The sequence below is a fragment of the Rhodococcus sp. TAF43 genome (genome assembly GCF_052113525.1).
GTDB lineage: Bacteria > Actinomycetota > Actinomycetes > Mycobacteriales > Mycobacteriaceae > Prescottella.
On record NZ_JBFRDL010000044.1, the window covers coordinates 46,297 to 62,009 of the forward strand.

A 15,713-nucleotide genomic window follows, 5' to 3' on the forward strand; every position below is an offset into this window, starting at 1 on the left:
TCATATCACCCCCAGGCAGCCTCTGAGCCTTGTCAATCCGTCTCTGATCCGTGACTTCACGGTCGGCACCGCCACCCCGAGTTCGGCCGCCACCTCGCGGTACGTCCGGCCGCCGTAGTAGGCGAGCGTGACCGATTGTCGTTGAATGTCGGTCAACGCCTGGAGGCAGTCCAGAACTGCCTGCCGTTCGGCGCGGTGCTGCACATCCTCCGTGACCTGATCGAACTCGTCCACGCGGTTCGCAGTCTCGTAGACCACCTCACGATCGGAGTGGGACTGTTCCGACCGCACCCGGTCGACCGCGCGGCGGTGGGCGAGCGTCATCAGCCACGAGAGTGGTGATCCGCGTTCGGGATCGAAGTTGCCGGCCGATCTCCACACCTGGAGGTAGACCTCCTGAGTGGTCTCCTCCGAGAACCCGGGGTCACGCAGGACCCGCAGGACCATGCCGTACACCCGCGCGCCGGTCCGATCGTAGAAGTCCGCGAACGCAGCGCGGTCACCTTCGGCGATATCCGCCAACAACTTTCGCAGGTGAACCGATTCCTCGTGGCGGGCGGCGACGAGCTTCCCGTTGTCGACGGGGCATGCGTCATCGCCGCCGGAGGATCCGGCCGAGCTCACGTGTCCTCGTTCGAGTGCATCGAGGACCACCGTAGCGTTCATCGGCCGGATCCTCCCGGAGTGGGCGGCTCGTAGTGGCATGGTCGTGGACCGTCGTGACTATGACTACTGCGGCATCAGCACCGAGTCCACGAGGTACACGGTCGCGTTCGCCGTCTGCACGCCGCCGCACACGACTCCGGCCTCGTTCACCTTCAGGTTGTCTCCGGACCCGGTGACGGTGACGTCGGAGCCCTCCACCGTCGCGTGGGTCCCGTCGACCTGGCTGGGGGCCAACTGTCCCGGAACCACGTGGTACGTGAGGATCTTGGTCAGCAGGGCGTCGTCGGTCTTCAGCGTCTCGACGGTCGCCGGATCGAGCTTTGCGAACGCCGCATCGGTGGGAGCGAACACCGTGAACTGGCCGCCGTTGAGCGTGTCGACGAGGTTGACGTCGGGATTGAGTTGGCCGGACACCGCGGCGGTGAGTGTCGTCAGCATGGGGTTGTTCGACGCGGCGACCGTGACGGGATCCTGTGCCATGCCGCTGACCGAGCCCGGGCCGTCGGGAACCATCGCTGCGTACTCTGCACAGCCCGGACCGACCGGGTTCGCGGCCGCGGCGGTGGCACCCGAGGACATCATTCCGGACTCCGCCGAACCTGATGTCGTGGTGCTCGTCGTCGGGGCGTCGCCGGAGTTGTCGTCGGACGAACACGCAGCGACACCGAGCAACGCGATCGATGTGGTGGCGGCTACGGCGATGAGGCGGGACGTCTTGATGTTCATGGGACTGCCTTCCTGACGGGATGGTCTTCAGCACTGTCGGAAAGGCATTCGGAGTACCGGACGCCGCGGATGGGTCGACGCGGACACGACTGCGCCCGGGGAGACCTCGACGTCGAGGTCTACCCGGGCCTGCGCGTGTACTCACCTACGGGTGACGGGCACCCCTAAGCGATGCGGCGGCGCGACTGCCTGGTCAGCATCTCGCGCTCGGACTCCGACATCCCACCCCAGATCCCGTACGGCTCGCACACCGACAGCGCGTGGTTGCGGCACTGTGCCAGCACCGGGCACTGTTGGCACATCTCCTTCGCGCGGCTTTCCCGCTGGGCCCGAGCACGGCCACGTTCGCCGTCCGGGTGGAAGAACACGGCGGAGTCCACACCACGACACAACCCGTGCATCTGCCAATCCCAGATATCGGCATTCGGGCCGGGAAGATGATTCGGAACAGGCATCAGGACTCCTCTGTCAGCAGGCTCGCGGTGACGCTGCGAGCGGCCCGCCACCCCCCGGGATGACAAGACCTATGAAATCGGTTACGCCCCGCAACCGTAAAGGGGCATATGAAATCCCGTCAACACTTACGCTGAGTGGTGATTTCCATATCCCTGGAGCCAAGAATTAACGCCCTGGACATTTACATGGGGCGGCGGCTGTGATTGCGTAGCGACACGGGGGTCGATCGCTTCCGCGTTGGCCGACGTTGCCCTCACCTGGACGATCGTCCTGATTCTCCCCGACTGGTTGGTTACTCTGGAGTATTGTTCGGCGATTCTCGTTAACCTCGACGCCACATATTCTTCAAATTTGAATCATGTTCGCGCGGCGAATCGCCTTTATGGTGCACGAACATTATTAACAGGTCGTCCAGTTGGAGAAGTTTCAACGGTTCATCGTGTGTCTTCAGTCGCGTCTGCAATGGCTATCGGGGGCTATCGGGGCGGGATCGGACGTCGGCCGACCGGTATGCGGAATGGCGTCGGCGCCCGCAGTGGCATGATCACCGGATGCCGCACGACCCGCACGACCCGCACGGCTCTCACGACTCACACGACTCGCACGGTCTTGGGGGCGCCGCCTTCGGTTCGGATCCCGGACGGAGCCCGTTGCCGGTACCTGCCGATCCGCTGGGGCGCTGGTTGCGCGCCGTCGCACTGGGTGGACAGGGGCGGTACGCGCAGGCCCGGGCCGAGCTCGAACCGCTGCGCCGGATGTCCGCGACCGAGCCGGCGGTGGCCTCGCTCGCGGCCAGCACACAGGCATCCCTGCTGCGGCAGCTCGGCGCCCACGCCCTCGCTTCGGGCTACGACGGTGCCGCGCTGGCGCTGATCGGGATGACCCGTACCGGCGACCGATGGTGGCACGAGGCACGCTGCGATGCTCTGACGGGACTTGCTGCCGACGCGCTGGGATGCGGTCGGCTGGCGTTGGGGCGCACGCTCCTCGTCCGCTGCGAGGCGTACCTGTCTGCGGTCGGCGAACCGGACACGCTGTGGCGTCAGTACGTGAGACTGCACTGGGTGACGGCCGAGATCGCGCTCGCGGCCGGAGACTTCGCCGCCGCAACCGTCCATGCTCAGGCTGCGGTCGACCGCTCGGCCGACTGCCCGTCCGTGCGGCATCGGATCAAGTCCGAGCTGCTGTTCGCGGCGTCGGCGACCGGAAGGCCCGAGCCGGACCTCGCACTCGAGACCGCGGAGCGGGTGCTCGTCGACGCCGGTGCACACGGACTGGTCCCGTTGCGATGGGCGGCAGCGATGTTGGTGGACGGCGTGCGCCCGAATCCGGCCGCACGAGCGATCCGTGACGAATGCGCCGATGCGATCGCTCGCCGGGGCGGGAGGTTCTCGAAATGACCGCCCGATATTCGAACGATGCACTGACGCGTCGGACTCTGTCGTTACTCTTACAGACGTTCCGCCGTGAGGCGGAAGCACACCCGGCTGGGGGGACGTGCCACTGTAACGCCAGGATTCGCGCTGACGATGTCTAACACGGGTGAGGAGTTGAACTCCGCCGTCGCTGCCGCAGCGCAGGGCGATCGGAATGCTCTGGCCCAGGTCCTGAAGAGTATTCGCCCTCTGGTCGTGCGCTATTGCCGTGCCAGGGTCGGCGCCGCGGAGCGTGGGCAGTTGTCCGCGGACGATGTGGCGCAGGAGGTGTGCCTCGCGGTGATGACGGCACTTCCGCGCTACCAGGATCAGGGTCGTCCGTTCATGGCTTTCGTCTACGGCATCGCCGCACACAAGGTCGCTGACGCTCACCGAAACGCTGCGCGTAACAAATCCGATCCAGTTGCTGAAGTACCAGATGTCGTTTCCTCCGACGACAGTCCCGAAGAGCGGGCGCTGAGTTCGGAGACGAGCCGACAGGTGAACGCACTGCTTCAGACGCTTCCCGAGAAGCACCGCGAGATCCTCGTCCTTCGGCTCGTCGTCGGTCTGTCGGCGGAGGAGACGGCAGCAGCAGTCGGAAGCACCGCTGGCGCGGTGCGGGTGGCTCAACACCGAGCCATTGCCAAGTTGAAGAAGGAAGTGACGAGAGCAGGTGAGAGGCATGGCTAGGGGCCAGAATGGCGAGCCGGGCGATCCCCACGCCGATCTCGCTGGAAACGGCACGCCCGTCGACGTCGCCGCGGTGCGTCGCGACGATGCGCTGATCGACGCGATCGCCGGCGACCGTCCCGTCGCAACCGACAGTCCTGAGGAATACCAGGTCGCCGCGCTGCTCGCGAACTGGCGGACCGAGATCCTGGCGCAGCCCCTGCCTGCTGAACCGGACCTCGACGACATCGTTGCCCGCGTCCACCGCGAACTCGAGGCGCAGGACTCACTGTCGACCCGGTCGCGGTCCGGGCGCAGCCAACTCCGACTGCTCCGACCGATCGCCGCGGCCGCCGCCGTCGTCGCGATCGCGATGGGCGGCATGAGCATCTTCTCGTACAACGCCGAACCGGGCGACCCGCTGTGGGGCGTCAAGCAGGTGGTCTTCACCGAGCGGGCGGCCTCCACCGTCGCGAAGATCGACACGACGTCCAACCTCCAGGAGGCCGAACGTCTCATCGCGTCGGGTGATGCGGTCGGCGCGAAGGCCAAGCTCGACTCGGCCGGTGCGCGCGCGAGCGCCGTCAACGAGGCCGGGACCCGGGACGAGCTGAACGTGTGGCGCGACCGACTCCTGACCGAGTTGGGGAAGGTCGTGCCGCCACAGGCTCCGAACGTGCCGCCGACGACGACCCCGCCACCCGCCACCGCCGGCGACTCGTCGTCCACCAGTCCGGGGCTGGAGACGTCGGTTCCGGTCACGGAGTGGCCGTCGCCCACGATCGACCCCCGCATCCAGGGCGTGATTCCGGGCACCTCGACAGCGCCGTCACAGTCGCCATCGCCATCGGCGACCTCCTCACCGAACCCGGCGACCGCGACGTCCGAGACGCCGCCTCCCACGACGACCACGACGACGCCGCCTGCGACGTCGACCACACGGGCCACGAGTGGCTCACTGGGCGGACAGCCGCCGGTGACGCCCTCGCCCTGACGATTCAGGGATGGATCCCGCACGAACGAGTACGGCCCGGCAAGCAATGCTTGCCGGGCCGTAGCCGTCGAGGGGTGACTCTCAGAGTTCGAAGCCGTCGCCGTGGAGGGCGTCGTTCATCGAGGCGTCCGCGTAGCCGCGGCAGTAGTCCCAGGTGACGTACGCGTCGGGCGACGGGTCGTACGCGGGCTCGTGCGGGCGGACCGTGCCGTCGACGAGCAGCTGGAGCAGGTTCGCGCGCAGCATGTCCCAGTCGTGGTAGTGGTCCTGCTGGCAGTCCTCGCAGCACACGACCAGTCCGCGAATTCCACGGTGGCCGAGCAGCGCCTCGTAGACGGCGAGGTCCGCGAGGTCCTCCTCCACGGCGAGACGCTCATGGGGATCCAGCGGCTGGCCCGGCTCGATCGCGTCGAGCGCAGCAGACGGGTCGGCAGGGTCACCGGCGAAGGGGTCCGGCGGAAGACCGGGAGGCAGTTGATCGCGCACAACACCACGGTACGCAGTTCATCCCGGTCTGCGCTAGCTGATAGCCGTGGGTGAGTCGCCGGGACGGCCCGCGTGCACTTTCGGGCGAGCCGATACCATGGTCCACGGAGGTCTGCGCACGGCAAATCCCGCACGGGAATCTTTCGTCGGCCCAGACTCTTCTTCCGTAATCAATATCAATCGACGCTTCATGGAGGGCCCGAGCCGCATGAGTAGTACCGGAGGGCACGTGCACACCGGGGGAGACGACCCGAACAAGGTTGCGATGCTGGGTCTAACCTTCGACGACGTGCTGCTGCTGCCGGCGGCTTCGGACGTCGTCCCCAACCAGGTGGACACCTCGAGCCAGCTGACCCGTGAGATCCGCCTCAACGTCCCGCTGGTGAGTTCGGCGATGGACACCGTCACCGAGGCCCGCATGGCCATCGCCATGGCGCGCGCCGGCGGCATGGGTGTCCTGCACCGCAATTCCGCCGTCGAGGCGCAGGCCGGATGGGTCGAGACCGTCAAGCGGTCCGAGGCCGGCATGGTGACCGATCCGGTCACGTGCAGTCCGTCGGACACCCTCGCCGAGGTCGACGCCAAGTGCGCGCGGTTCCGTATCTCCGGACTGCCCGTCACGGACGAGACCGGCACCCTCGTCGGCATCATCACCAACCGCGACATGCGGTTCGAGGTGGACGAGAACCGTCCGGTCGCCGAGGTGATGACCAAGGCGCCGCTGATCACCGCGCGCGAGGGTGTGACCGCCGAGGTCGCGCTCGGCCTGCTGCGTCGTCACAAGATCGAGAAGCTCCCGATCGTCGACGGCCACGGCAAGCTCACCGGGCTCATCACGGTCAAGGACTTCGTCAAGACCGAGCAGCACCCCAACGCCACCAAGGACCGCGACGGACGCCTGCTCGTCGGTGCGGCGGTCGGTGTCGGTGACGACGCCTGGGTCCGCGCGATGACGCTGGCCGACGCCGGTGCCGACGTCCTCGTCGTCGACAGCGCGCACGGCCACCAGATCAACATCTTGCAGATGATCGCGAAGCTCAAGGCCGAGATCGGCGACCGCGTCCAGCTCATCGGCGGCAACGTCGCCACCCGCGCCGGCGCTCTCGCTCTCGCCGAGGCCGGCGCGGACGCCGTCAAGATCGGTGTCGGCCCCGGCTCCATCTGCACCACCCGCGTCATCGCCGGTGTCGGCGCCCCGCAGATCACCGCGATCCTCGAGGCCACGGCCGCGTGCAAGGCACTCGGTGTCCCGGTCATCGCCGACGGCGGCCTGCAGTTCTCCGGTGACGTCGCCAAGGCGCTCGCCGCCGGCGCGTCCACCGCGATGCTCGGCTCGCTCCTCGCCGGCACCGCCGAGTCCCCGGGCGAGCTGATCCTGGTCGGCGGCAAGCAGTTCAAGAGCTACCGCGGCATGGGCTCGCTCGGCGCGATGCAGAGCCGCGGACAGGGCAAGTCCTACTCCAAGGACCGCTACTTCCAGGACGACGTGCTCGCCGAGGACAAGCTGGTCCCCGAGGGCATCGAGGGCCGGGTTCCGTTCCGCGGCCCGCTGTCGCAGGTGATCCACCAGCTCACCGGCGGCCTGCGCGCGGCCATGGGCTACACCGGCTCCGGGACGATCGAGCAGCTCCAGGAGGCGCAGTTCGTGCAGATCACCGCGGCGGGCCTCAAGGAGAGCCATCCGCACGACATCACCATGACCGTCGAAGCGCCGAACTACGCTGCCCGCTAAGCACTCATAACAATCGAGAAAGGGGCGCGCGTGCGCGACCTCGTCGAAATCGGCATGGGCAGAACTGCCCGACGCACCTACGAGTTGGACGACATCAACATCGTTCCCTCTCGCCGGACCCGTTCCTCGAAGGAGGTGTCGACGGCCTGGCAGATCGATGCGTACCGCTTCGACATCCCCGTCCTGGCTCATCCGACCGACGCGCTGGTGTCGCCGTCGTTCGCGATCGAGCTCGGCAAGGCCGGCGGTCTCGGTGTCATCAACGGTGAGGGCCTGTGGGGTCGGCACGCCGACGTCGAGGTCAAGCTCGCCGAGCTCGCCGAGATGGCCGAGAAGGAGATCGATCCCGACGCAGCCGTCGCACGCCTGCAGGAACTGCACGCCGCGCCGCTGCAGCCCGAGCTGCTCGCGGCAGCGGTCGCGCAGGTCCGCGACGCCGGTGTCACCACAGCTGTCCGCGTCAGCCCGCAGAACGCCCGCGCGCTCACCCCGGCGCTCGTGAAGGCCGGCATCGACCTGCTGGTCATCCACGGCACGATCATCTCGGCCGAGCACGTCGCGCACGGCGAGAGCGAGCCGCTGAACCTCAAGACGTTCATCTCCGAGTTGGACGTCCCGGTCATCGCCGGTGGTGTGAGCGACCACCGCACCGCGCTGCATCTGATGCGTACGGGCGCGGCCGGCGTCATCGTGGGCTACGGCTCCACCGAGGGCGCCACCACCACCCGTGAGGTGCTCGGCATCGGCGTGCCGATGGCGACGGCGATCGCCGACGCCGCCGCGGCTCGCCGGGACTACCTCGACGAGACCGGCGGACGCTACGTCCACGTCATCGCCGACGGCGACATCACGTCGTCGGGCGACTTCGCGAAGGCCATCGCATGCGGTGCCGACGCGGCCGTCATCGGTGCGCCCCTCGCGGTGGCGCAGGAGGCTCCGGGCGGTGGCTGGTTCTGGCCGTCCGCGGCCGCGCACCCGTCGATGCCGCGTGGCTCGCTGCTGCCGGTCTCGTACGGCGAGCGTCCGGCGCTCGACCAGGTCCTGAACGGGCCGTCGGACGACCCGTACGGTTCGCTCAACTTCGTCGGCGGCCTGCGCCGCTCGATGGCGAAGTCGGGCTACTCCGACCTCAAGGAGTTCCAGAAGGTCGGCCTGAGCGTTCGCGCCTGATCCACCTCGTTCCTGTGGCCGAATGTCACATCCGTTCAGTTGAACTGAACCGGTGTGACATTCGGCCACAGGCGTTTCGGGGAACCGCCACCGTTCGTGCGACCGGTGGTTACAGTTAGGGCACCCTTGTGGTACGAGTCACAGGACTGCGGTGCATACTGGCGAGTAACAAATCCGTTCATGGTGGAGGTGTCCTATGGGCAAGCAGCGCGCGACCGACTACGACGTGCTGATCGTCGGCTCCGGCTTCGGTGGAAGCGTCACCGCGCTCCGGCTGGTGGAGAAGGGCTACAAGGTCGGTGTGCTCGAGGCCGGGCGCCGCTACGCCGACGCCGACTTCGCGAAGACCAGCTGGGACCTCAAGCGCTTCCTCTGGGCACCGGCGTTGGGCTGCTACGGCATCCAGCGCGTGCACCTGCTGCGCGACGTTCTGATCCTCGCCGGCGCGGGTGTCGGCGGCGGTTCCCTGAACTACGCGAACACCCTCTACAAGCCACCGTCGTCGTTCTTCCGGGACCCGCAGTGGCGCGACATCACCGACTGGGACTCCGAACTCACGCCGCACTACGAGCAGGCCCGCAAGATGCTCGGTGTCGTCCAGAACCCCCACATGACCCCCGCCGACGAGGTCATCAAGTCGGTCGCCGAGGACATGGGCGTGGGTGACACGTTCATCCAGACGCCGGTCGGTGTGTTCTTCGGGGAGCCCGGCAAGACCGTCTCGGACCCGTACTTCGGTGGCGTCGGCCCCGACCGCACCGGCTGCATCGAGTGTGGTGAGTGCATGACCGGCTGCCGCCACGGCGCCAAGAACACCCTCATCAAGAACTACCTCGGCCTGGCGGAGAAGGCCGGCGCCGAGATCATCCCGATGACCACCGTCGAGTCGCTGTACGAGCGGTCGGACGGCACGTGGGACGTCGCGACCCACCGCACCGGGGCGAAGGTCCGCAAGAACCGCAGGACCTACACCGCGCAGTACGTCGTGGTCGCGGCCGGCACGTGGGGTACCCAGCAACTGCTGCACAGGATGAAGGACACCGGGACGCTGCCGCGGCTGTCGAATCGCCTCGGCGAGCTCACCCGCACCAACTCCGAGTCCATCGTCGGTGCGGGCAAGTACAAGATCGATCCGGCGATGGACCTCACGCACGGCGTCGCGATCACGTCGTCGTTCCATCCCACGTCGGACACGCACATCGAGCCCGTCCGGTACGGCAAGGGCTCCAACGCGATGGGTCTGCTGCAGACGCTCATGACGGACGGTGGCGGCAGCACGCCGCGCTGGATCAAGCTGCTCAAGGTGATCGCCGCCAACCCGCGACAGATGCTCCGGATGCTCACCGTGAAGAACTGGAGCGAGCGCACCATCATCGCACTCGTGATGCAGAACCTCGACAACTCGATCACCACGTACACCAAGAAGGGGGTCCTCGGCCGCCGCAAGGTCACCAGCAAGCAGGGCCACGGCGAGCCCAACCCCACGTGGATCCCGGCCGGCAACGAAGCCACCCGACGGRTCGCCGAGAAGATCGACGGTGTCGCGGGCGGCACGTGGGGCGAGGTGTTCAACATCCCGCTCACCGCGCATTTCCTCGGCGGTTGCACCATCGGGTCGGATGCCGACCACGGAGTCATCGACCCCTACCACCGGGTGTACGGCTACCCGACGCTCAGCGTCGTCGACGGTGCCTCGGTCTCCGCGAACCTCGGCGTGAACCCGTCGCTGACGATCAGCGCGCAGGCCGAGCGGGCGGCGTCGCTGTGGCCCAACAAGGGCGAGCAGGACAATCGTCCCGCGCAGGGCGCCGGCTACTCCCGGATCGCCCCGGTGGCGCCGAAGAATCCCGTGGTCCCGGCGGGTGCGCCGGCCGCGCTGACCCTGCCGATCGTCGAGATCCGTGGCGGTCGGACCGGTGGGCAGCCGGAGGGCACCGAGGCGGGGAGCGGGGTCGCCTAGGCGGGGGACGGCGCGGGAGCTGCGCATATTAGACTGTTCTGGTGTCAGAAACCCAGCAGGACAGGCCGGTTCTCGTCGTCGACTTCGGTGCCCAGTACGCGCAGCTGATCGCTCGCCGCGTCCGTGAGGCGAAGGTCTACTCGGAAGTGGTGCCGCACACCACGACCGTCGAGGAGATCGCGGCGAAGAAGCCGCTCGCCGTCGTCCTGTCCGGTGGGCCGTCCAGCGTGTACGAGGAGGGTGCGCCGCAGCTCGACGCCGCCCTGTTCGACCTGGGCATCCCCGTCTTCGGTATCTGCTACGGCTTCCAGGCGATGGCGAACGCGCTCGGCGGCACCGTCGCGCACACCGGCGGCCGCGAGTACGGCCGCACCGAGATGACCGTCAGCGGCGGCATCCTGCACGACGGCCTGCCCGCGACGCAGCCGGTGTGGATGAGCCACGGCGACGGCGTCACCGCCGCACCCGAGGGCTTCGAGGTCACCGCGTCCAGCGCCGGTGCACCGGTCGCGGCGTTCGAGGACCGCGCCCGCAAGCTCGCCGGCGTCCAGTACCACCCCGAGGTCATGCACTCCCCGCACGGCCAGCAGGTGCTCAGCCGGTTCCTGCACGAGATCGCCGGGATCCCCGGTGCGTGGACGGCGGCGAACATCGCGGAATCGCTCATCGAGCAGGTCCGCGAGCAGGTCGGCGACGGCAAGGCCATCTGCGCTCTGTCCGGTGGCGTCGACTCCGCTGTCGCGGCCGCGCTGGTGCAGCGTGCGATCGGCGACCGCCTCACCTGCGTGTTCGTCGATCACGGTCTGATGCGCGCCGGTGAGCGCCAGCAGGTCGAGAAGGACTTCGTCGCCGCGACCGGCGCCCGCCTGATCACCGTCGACGCGTCGGAGACGTTCCTGCGCGAGCTGGCCGGCGTGTCCGATCCGGAGACCAAGCGCAAGATCATCGGCCGCGAGTTCATCCGCAGCTTCGAGGGCGCGGTGTCCGAGGTGCTCGGCGAGAGCGCCGCGCACGGCGAGACCGTCGACTTCCTGGTCCAGGGCACCCTGTACCCGGACGTCGTCGAGTCCGGCGGCGGCACCGGTACCGCGAACATCAAGAGTCACCACAACGTCGGCGGCCTGCCCGAGGACCTGCAGTTCAAGCTCGTCGAGCCGCTGCGCCTGCTGTTCAAGGACGAGGTGCGCGCCGTCGGTCGCGAGCTGGGTCTGCCCGAGGAGATCGTCGGACGCCAGCCGTTCCCCGGGCCGGGCCTGGGCATCCGCATCATCGGTGAGGTCACGCAGGAGCGTCTCGAGATCCTGCGCCACGCGGATTCCATTGCGCGCGAAGAGCTCACGTCCGCCGGCCTGGACGGCCAGATCTGGCAGTGCCCCGTCGTGCTGCTCGCGGACGTCCGCAGCGTCGGTGTCCAGGGCGACGGCCGCACCTACGGGCACCCGATCGTGCTGCGCCCGGTCTCCAGCGAGGACGCGATGACCGCCGACTGGACCCGGCTGCCGTACGAGGTGCTCGAGCGCATCTCCACCCGGATCACCAACGAGGTCGCGGACGTCAACCGCGTAGTCCTCGACGTCACCAGCAAGCCGCCGGGAACGATCGAGTGGGAGTGATCCCGCACTGAACGCACGACAGCGCCCCGGCCACCACACAGGCTGGGGCGCTGTCGTCTGTGCGGCTAGCGCCGCCGACCCGGGGAGAACACCAGCGCCGCGCCGATGCCGACCGCGACGATCACGAACAGCCAGCGGGCGCCGACGTTGGCGAGCGGGTCGAGGGTGAACGGGCCGATGATGGCCCACGCACTGACCAGCAGCGCGGCGATGCCGGCCAGGAGCAGGCCTATAGATGGGAATCGCGACGGTGTCGCGGTGGACTGCTCGTCGGTGTCCGACATGCGTTCGGTGGTTTCCTGATTGTCAGCGTATTCAGCCACGGTAGACCCTCACTTCTCCGAACTTGTTGTCGACCTTCAGGTCCAGGACCGGGCCGCTGGTGCCGTCGGCGCCACCGTCGACGAATCCGTCTCCGATGCAGTCGGTGGTACCGCCGACGACGGAGCAATCGGTGCGGACGTTCATGTTCTCGGGCACGATCACGGTGTAGTTACCGAACGTGCCGTCGAGGCGCATCTCCCGGTTCTCGGTGAGATCGAGCTGGCGTAGGTCGACGGTGAAGTCGCCGGCCGTGCCCTCGTAGACGGCAGTGAGTTCGCCCATCGATCGCGGGGTCCAGGTGTGTTGGCCGACCTTCGACCCGTCCCAGTTCAGTGGTCCGATGATCGACGAGAGGATCACGAACCCGGCGAGCGGGAATCCCACGACGAGCAGTCCGTAGCCGCGCCGCAGGAAGGCTCCGACCAGCAGTCCGGCGCCGATCACGGCGAGGGCGATGCCGCCGATCCGGGCGGGCGTCAACCATTCCGCGCCGGTCGCGGCCCACACGCCGGTCGCGGCGGCGGCGGCCAGGACCGCGAGGCCGAGGACGACAGACGTGAATCGGCTGCGGGGCTTGCGTGGCAGCTCCGCGGGCAGCTCCGGTGCGCGGGCCGGCTCGGGCAGGTCCCACGCGAACGGCGCGACGCCGAGCGGGTCCCAGGCCGGGGGAGTCGGCTCGGGTGATGTCGCAGCCACCGGATCCGTCGGGACGGTCGGCCGATCCGGAGCGGCCCCGGACTCGGACTCGGACGCGGGCTCCGACTCGGGCTCGTAGTGGTCGGGCAGTCGCGTGTACGGCGTGTACGCGCTGTACCCGGTGTACGGCTGGCCGGGGTACGCGGCCGTCGGCGCCGTCTGGAACGGCGTCACCGGGAACCCGGCGACGGTCTGCGGCACCCCCGCCGGCAGCGCCGGCGGAATCGGCCGGCGCTGGTACAGCAGCCACAGGCCGCCGAGCATGAGCGCGAAGCTGATCAGTCCCGACCCGCCCATCCCGACACCGATCGGGCCGAGCGTGCTCGCGGCGATCGCGAGCGCCACCAGCAACACCACGGTCTTGGTGCCGGATTGCGAACTCTGGCCGCGTCCGAGCAGTGACTCGGCGGGCGAGACCTGGTCGCCGGGCTTGCTGAGCAGCAGCCAGCATGCGAGATACAACACGATGCCGGCGCCGCCGAAGATCGTCGAGACGACGAACGCGACCCGCACGAGGACGGGGTCGATGCCGTAGCGGTGGCCGATGCCCGCCGCGACGCCGGCGATGTGGCCGTGCGCCGGTAGCCGGATCGGGCGGGTCCGCCACAGGTCGTGAAGCTGATCGGAGAAGCTCCCGGTGGTCCCTTCAGTGCTCATGCAACCATCGTCGCGATCGGCGACTCGCCGCACCATCGGGAACTACCCTGATCTTTCCCTGAACCCGGGTCGGAGCGTCCACGGATATCAGGGTCGGACCCTGATGMCGGACCGCGGGAATCCGTGCCAGGATCGGGACTGTGCAACCTCTGGTCGACCCCAACCAGGTCGTGAACACGGCTCTGGATCCCGTGCGGGACGAAACCCTCCACCCCAGGCTCGAGCGTCGAGTCGGGGGCCGCATCGTGGGCGGTGTCGCCGGCGGCCTCGCCGATCATCTCGGCGTCGACGTCTTCAAGGTGCGGGTCGCATTCACACTGCTGGCCGCGCTCGCCGGTGCGGGCATCGTCGCGTACGGGCTGCTGTGGATCTTCACGCCGCCCGGCACCGACACCGAGAAACCCAGCGCCGCCGAGCGTCGTCGCGCGCTGGGCCTGGCCGTGATCGGACTCGCGATCAGTGCGGGTCTGGCCTGGATGATCAACGGTACGGCGGCGTCGGTGATCACGCCGTTCGTCGTCGTAGCGGTCGGTGCCGCGCTGGTGTGGCGGGAGTTCGACACCGACGGTTCGCGTTCGGTGCTGGGTCTGCCGCACCGCCCGACGGTGCTCACCTGGGCGCGCGTCCTGGGCGGTGTGACGCTGATCGTCACGGGCCTCGGTGTGGTGATCCTCGCGCAGGTCGACATCGATGCGCTGCGGTCGTCGCTGCTCGCCGTCGTCGTGACACTGGTCGGTGCCGGTCTGCTCACGGTGCCGCTGTGGCTGCGGCTGTGGCGGGCGCTGGGCGAGGAGCGTGCCGCCCGCATCCGCAACGAGGAGCGCGAGGAGATCGCCTCGCACCTGCACGACTCGGTGCTACAGACGCTCGCGCTGATCCAGAAGCAGGCAGAGTCGCCGCAGGAGGTGACCCGGCTGGCGCGCGGGCAGGAGCGGGAGCTGCGACGGTGGCTGTTCGGTGGCGGCGAGACCGCGCACACGAGCCTGTCGGAGGCACTGCAGACCATCGCCGGTGAGGTGGAGGACCAGCACGGGGTGACGGTGCGTCCGGTCACCGTCGGCGACGTCGAACTCGCTGCCGACGGCAAGGAGGGGCCCGGGCTGTCGCGGGAGTGCTTCACCGCGCTGCTCGGCGCCACGCGGGAGTCGCTCGTCAACGCCGCCAAGCACGCGGGGGTCTCGAGCATCGATCTGTACGCGGAGACCGAACGCGACCAGGTCAGCATCTTCGTCCGCGACCGCGGCGTGGGCTTCGACCCCGACACGGTGCCGGAGGACCGGCAGGGGCTGGCCAAGTCGATCCGTGCCCGGATCGAGCGGCGCGGCGGTCGGGTGGAGGTTCGCTCGACGGTGGGCAAGGGCACCGAGGTGCGGATCCACATGCCGCGCCCGGTCTCGCCGGACAGTGAAGACATTGCTGCCCCGGACGTCGCGAGCGAAGCCGAACCGATGTCCTAGGGTGGGGCCGTGACTTTCTCGGCCTCCTCTGCACCCAGCCCCGACAAGTTCCGGGTATTCCTCGTCGACGACCACGCGGTGTTCCGGGCCGGGGTGCGTGCCGAACTCGGTCGGGAGTCCGACATGGAGGTCGTCGGTGAGGCCGGTGGYGTCGCCGAGGCCGTGGCCGGCATCAACGCGCTGCGTCCCCAGGTGGTGTTACTCGACGTGCACATGCCCGACGGGGGCGGCGTCGCGGTGCTGAACGGAATCGACTCGGGCCCGGTCTGTCTGGCGCTGAGTGTGTCCGACGCCGCCGAGGACGTGATCGCGGTGATCCGGGCCGGCGCCCGCGGGTATGTGACGAAGACGATCTCGGGTGCCGAACTGGCGGACGGTGTCCGCCGCGTGGCCGGAGGCGACGCGGTGTTCAGCCCGAGGCTCGCGGGTTTCGTGCTGGACTCGTTCACCGGACGTTCGAATGTTCCGGAGCCTCCTCTGGATCCGGAACTGGACTCGCTCACCCCGCGTGAACTCGAGGTGCTGCGCCTGCTCGCCCGCGGGTACACCTACCGTGAGATCGCCGAGGAGTTGGTCATCTCGGTGAAGACCGTGGAGACCCACGCGTCGAACGTGCTGCGAAAGACGCAGCAGTCCAATCGAAATGCGCTCACCCGGTGGGCGCACCGGCGCCGCATCGACTGAGCCGT

The 15,713-nt window shown here is 68.5% G+C and carries 15 protein-coding genes; 9 read left to right on the top strand and 6 right to left on the bottom strand.

Features of this window, described 5'->3' with window-relative positions:
- From AB4Z09_RS22025 to AB4Z09_RS22035, 3 genes are all read right to left on the bottom strand, one after another.
- On the bottom strand, positions 1-666 hold the full coding sequence (locus tag AB4Z09_RS22025; RefSeq protein ID WP_174912227.1) for a sigma-70 family RNA polymerase sigma factor: 666 nt from the start codon (positions 664-666) through the stop codon (positions 1-3).
- A 63-nt stretch (positions 667-729) separates the two neighbouring features.
- Positions 730-1,392: a fasciclin domain-containing protein gene (locus AB4Z09_RS22030; RefSeq protein WP_114718926.1), complete on the bottom strand. Its 663-nt coding sequence runs from the start codon at positions 1,390-1,392 to the stop codon at positions 730-732.
- A gap of 164 nt (positions 1,393-1,556) precedes the next feature.
- Entirely contained in the window at positions 1,557-1,847 is a 291-nt protein-coding gene (locus AB4Z09_RS22035; protein WP_174912223.1) for a WhiB family transcriptional regulator, read from the bottom strand.
- Positions 1,848-2,399: 552 nt separating this feature from the next.
- On the opposite strand from AB4Z09_RS22035, the gene AB4Z09_RS22040 reads away from it, so the two are divergent.
- From AB4Z09_RS22040 to AB4Z09_RS22050, 3 genes are all read left to right on the top strand, one after another.
- Positions 2,400-3,248 (top strand): hypothetical protein, encoded by an 849-nt coding sequence (locus AB4Z09_RS22040; RefSeq protein ID WP_442240662.1) that lies wholly within the window; start codon positions 2,400-2,402, stop codon positions 3,246-3,248.
- A gap of 129 nt (positions 3,249-3,377) precedes the next feature.
- Positions 3,378-3,956 (top strand): sigma-70 family RNA polymerase sigma factor, encoded by a 579-nt coding sequence (locus tag AB4Z09_RS22045; protein ID WP_031938667.1) that lies wholly within the window; start codon positions 3,378-3,380, stop codon positions 3,954-3,956.
- Positions 3,949-4,929, top strand: coding sequence for an anti-sigma-D factor RsdA (locus AB4Z09_RS22050; RefSeq protein ID WP_174912217.1), 981 nt, complete (start codon positions 3,949-3,951; stop codon positions 4,927-4,929). Before AB4Z09_RS22045 ends, AB4Z09_RS22050 begins: the two co-directional genes overlap by 8 nt.
- An 81-nt stretch (positions 4,930-5,010) precedes the next feature.
- Here the strand turns inward: AB4Z09_RS22050 and AB4Z09_RS22055 are convergent, their stop codons facing one another.
- The gene (locus AB4Z09_RS22055; RefSeq protein WP_114718928.1) at positions 5,011-5,415 is read right to left on the bottom strand and encodes a DUF5319 domain-containing protein; all 405 of its coding nucleotides are present in this window, start codon (positions 5,413-5,415) and stop codon (positions 5,011-5,013) included.
- Positions 5,416-5,623: 208 nt separating this feature from the next.
- Here AB4Z09_RS22055 and guaB point away from each other — a divergent pair, with 208 nt between their 5' ends.
- The 4 genes from guaB (at position 5,624) to guaA (ending at position 11,890) form a co-directional block, all read left to right on the top strand.
- Complete coding sequence (guaB, locus tag AB4Z09_RS22060) at positions 5,624-7,147, top strand: IMP dehydrogenase (protein WP_174912214.1); 1,524 nt, start codon at positions 5,624-5,626, stop codon at positions 7,145-7,147.
- 30 nt (positions 7,148-7,177) lie between these two features.
- Positions 7,178-8,317 carry a GuaB3 family IMP dehydrogenase-related protein gene (locus AB4Z09_RS22065; RefSeq protein ID WP_114718930.1) on the top strand — a complete coding sequence of 380 codons (1,140 nt, stop codon included), beginning with the start codon at positions 7,178-7,180 and terminating at the stop codon, positions 8,315-8,317.
- Positions 8,318-8,513: 196 nt separating this feature from the next.
- Positions 8,514-10,277 carry an FAD-dependent oxidoreductase gene (locus AB4Z09_RS22070; RefSeq protein WP_442240663.1) on the top strand — a complete coding sequence of 588 codons (1,764 nt, stop codon included), beginning with the start codon at positions 8,514-8,516 and terminating at the stop codon, positions 10,275-10,277.
- Between the two features lie 41 nt (positions 10,278-10,318).
- Entirely contained in the window at positions 10,319-11,890 is a 1,572-nt protein-coding gene (guaA, locus tag AB4Z09_RS22075) for a glutamine-hydrolyzing GMP synthase (RefSeq protein ID WP_174912210.1), read from the top strand.
- 65 nt (positions 11,891-11,955) lie between these two features.
- Here the strand turns inward: guaA and AB4Z09_RS22080 are convergent, their stop codons facing one another.
- Both AB4Z09_RS22080 and AB4Z09_RS22085 read right to left on the bottom strand, forming a co-directional pair.
- The gene (locus tag AB4Z09_RS22080) at positions 11,956-12,174 is read right to left on the bottom strand and encodes a hypothetical protein (protein ID WP_114719004.1); all 219 of its coding nucleotides are present in this window, start codon (positions 12,172-12,174) and stop codon (positions 11,956-11,958) included.
- Between the two features lie 31 nt (positions 12,175-12,205).
- Positions 12,206-13,603: a PspC domain-containing protein gene (locus AB4Z09_RS22085; protein ID WP_429520272.1), complete on the bottom strand. Its 1,398-nt coding sequence runs from the start codon at positions 13,601-13,603 to the stop codon at positions 12,206-12,208.
- A 134-nt stretch (positions 13,604-13,737) separates the two neighbouring features.
- Between AB4Z09_RS22085 and AB4Z09_RS22090 the strand changes: the two genes are divergently transcribed.
- Entirely contained in the window at positions 13,738-15,024 is a 1,287-nt protein-coding gene (locus tag AB4Z09_RS22090) for an ATP-binding protein (RefSeq protein ID WP_114719005.1), read from the top strand.
- A 9-nt stretch (positions 15,025-15,033) separates the two neighbouring features.
- Positions 15,034-15,708: a response regulator gene (locus tag AB4Z09_RS22095; RefSeq protein WP_114718934.1), complete on the top strand. Its 675-nt coding sequence runs from the start codon at positions 15,034-15,036 to the stop codon at positions 15,706-15,708.
- The last annotated feature ends 5 nt before the right edge of the window (positions 15,709-15,713 follow it).

Bases quoted from the DNA above. Each gene is read 5' to 3' on its own strand.
- AB4Z09_RS22085 (WP_429520272.1), bottom strand. From the start codon at position 13,603: ATGGTGCGGCGAGTCGCCGATCGCGACGATGGTTGCATGAGCACTGAA.
- AB4Z09_RS22080 (WP_114719004.1), bottom strand. From the start codon at position 12,174: ATGTCGGACACCGACGAGCAGTCCACCGCGACACCGTCGCGATTCCCA.
- guaB (WP_174912214.1), top strand. From the start codon at position 5,624: ATGAGTAGTACCGGAGGGCACGTGCACACCGGGGGAGACGACCCGAAC.
- AB4Z09_RS22040 (WP_442240662.1), top strand. From the start codon at position 2,400: ATGCCGCACGACCCGCACGACCCGCACGGCTCTCACGACTCACACGAC.
- AB4Z09_RS22030 (WP_114718926.1), bottom strand. From the start codon at position 1,392: ATGAACATCAAGACGTCCCGCCTCATCGCCGTAGCCGCCACCACATCG.
- AB4Z09_RS22035 (WP_174912223.1), bottom strand. From the start codon at position 1,847: ATGCCTGTTCCGAATCATCTTCCCGGCCCGAATGCCGATATCTGGGAT.
- AB4Z09_RS22025 (WP_174912227.1), bottom strand. From the start codon at position 666: ATGAACGCTACGGTGGTCCTCGATGCACTCGAACGAGGACACGTGAGC.
- AB4Z09_RS22045 (WP_031938667.1), top strand. From the start codon at position 3,378: ATGTCTAACACGGGTGAGGAGTTGAACTCCGCCGTCGCTGCCGCAGCG.
- AB4Z09_RS22050 (WP_174912217.1), top strand. From the start codon at position 3,949: ATGGCTAGGGGCCAGAATGGCGAGCCGGGCGATCCCCACGCCGATCTC.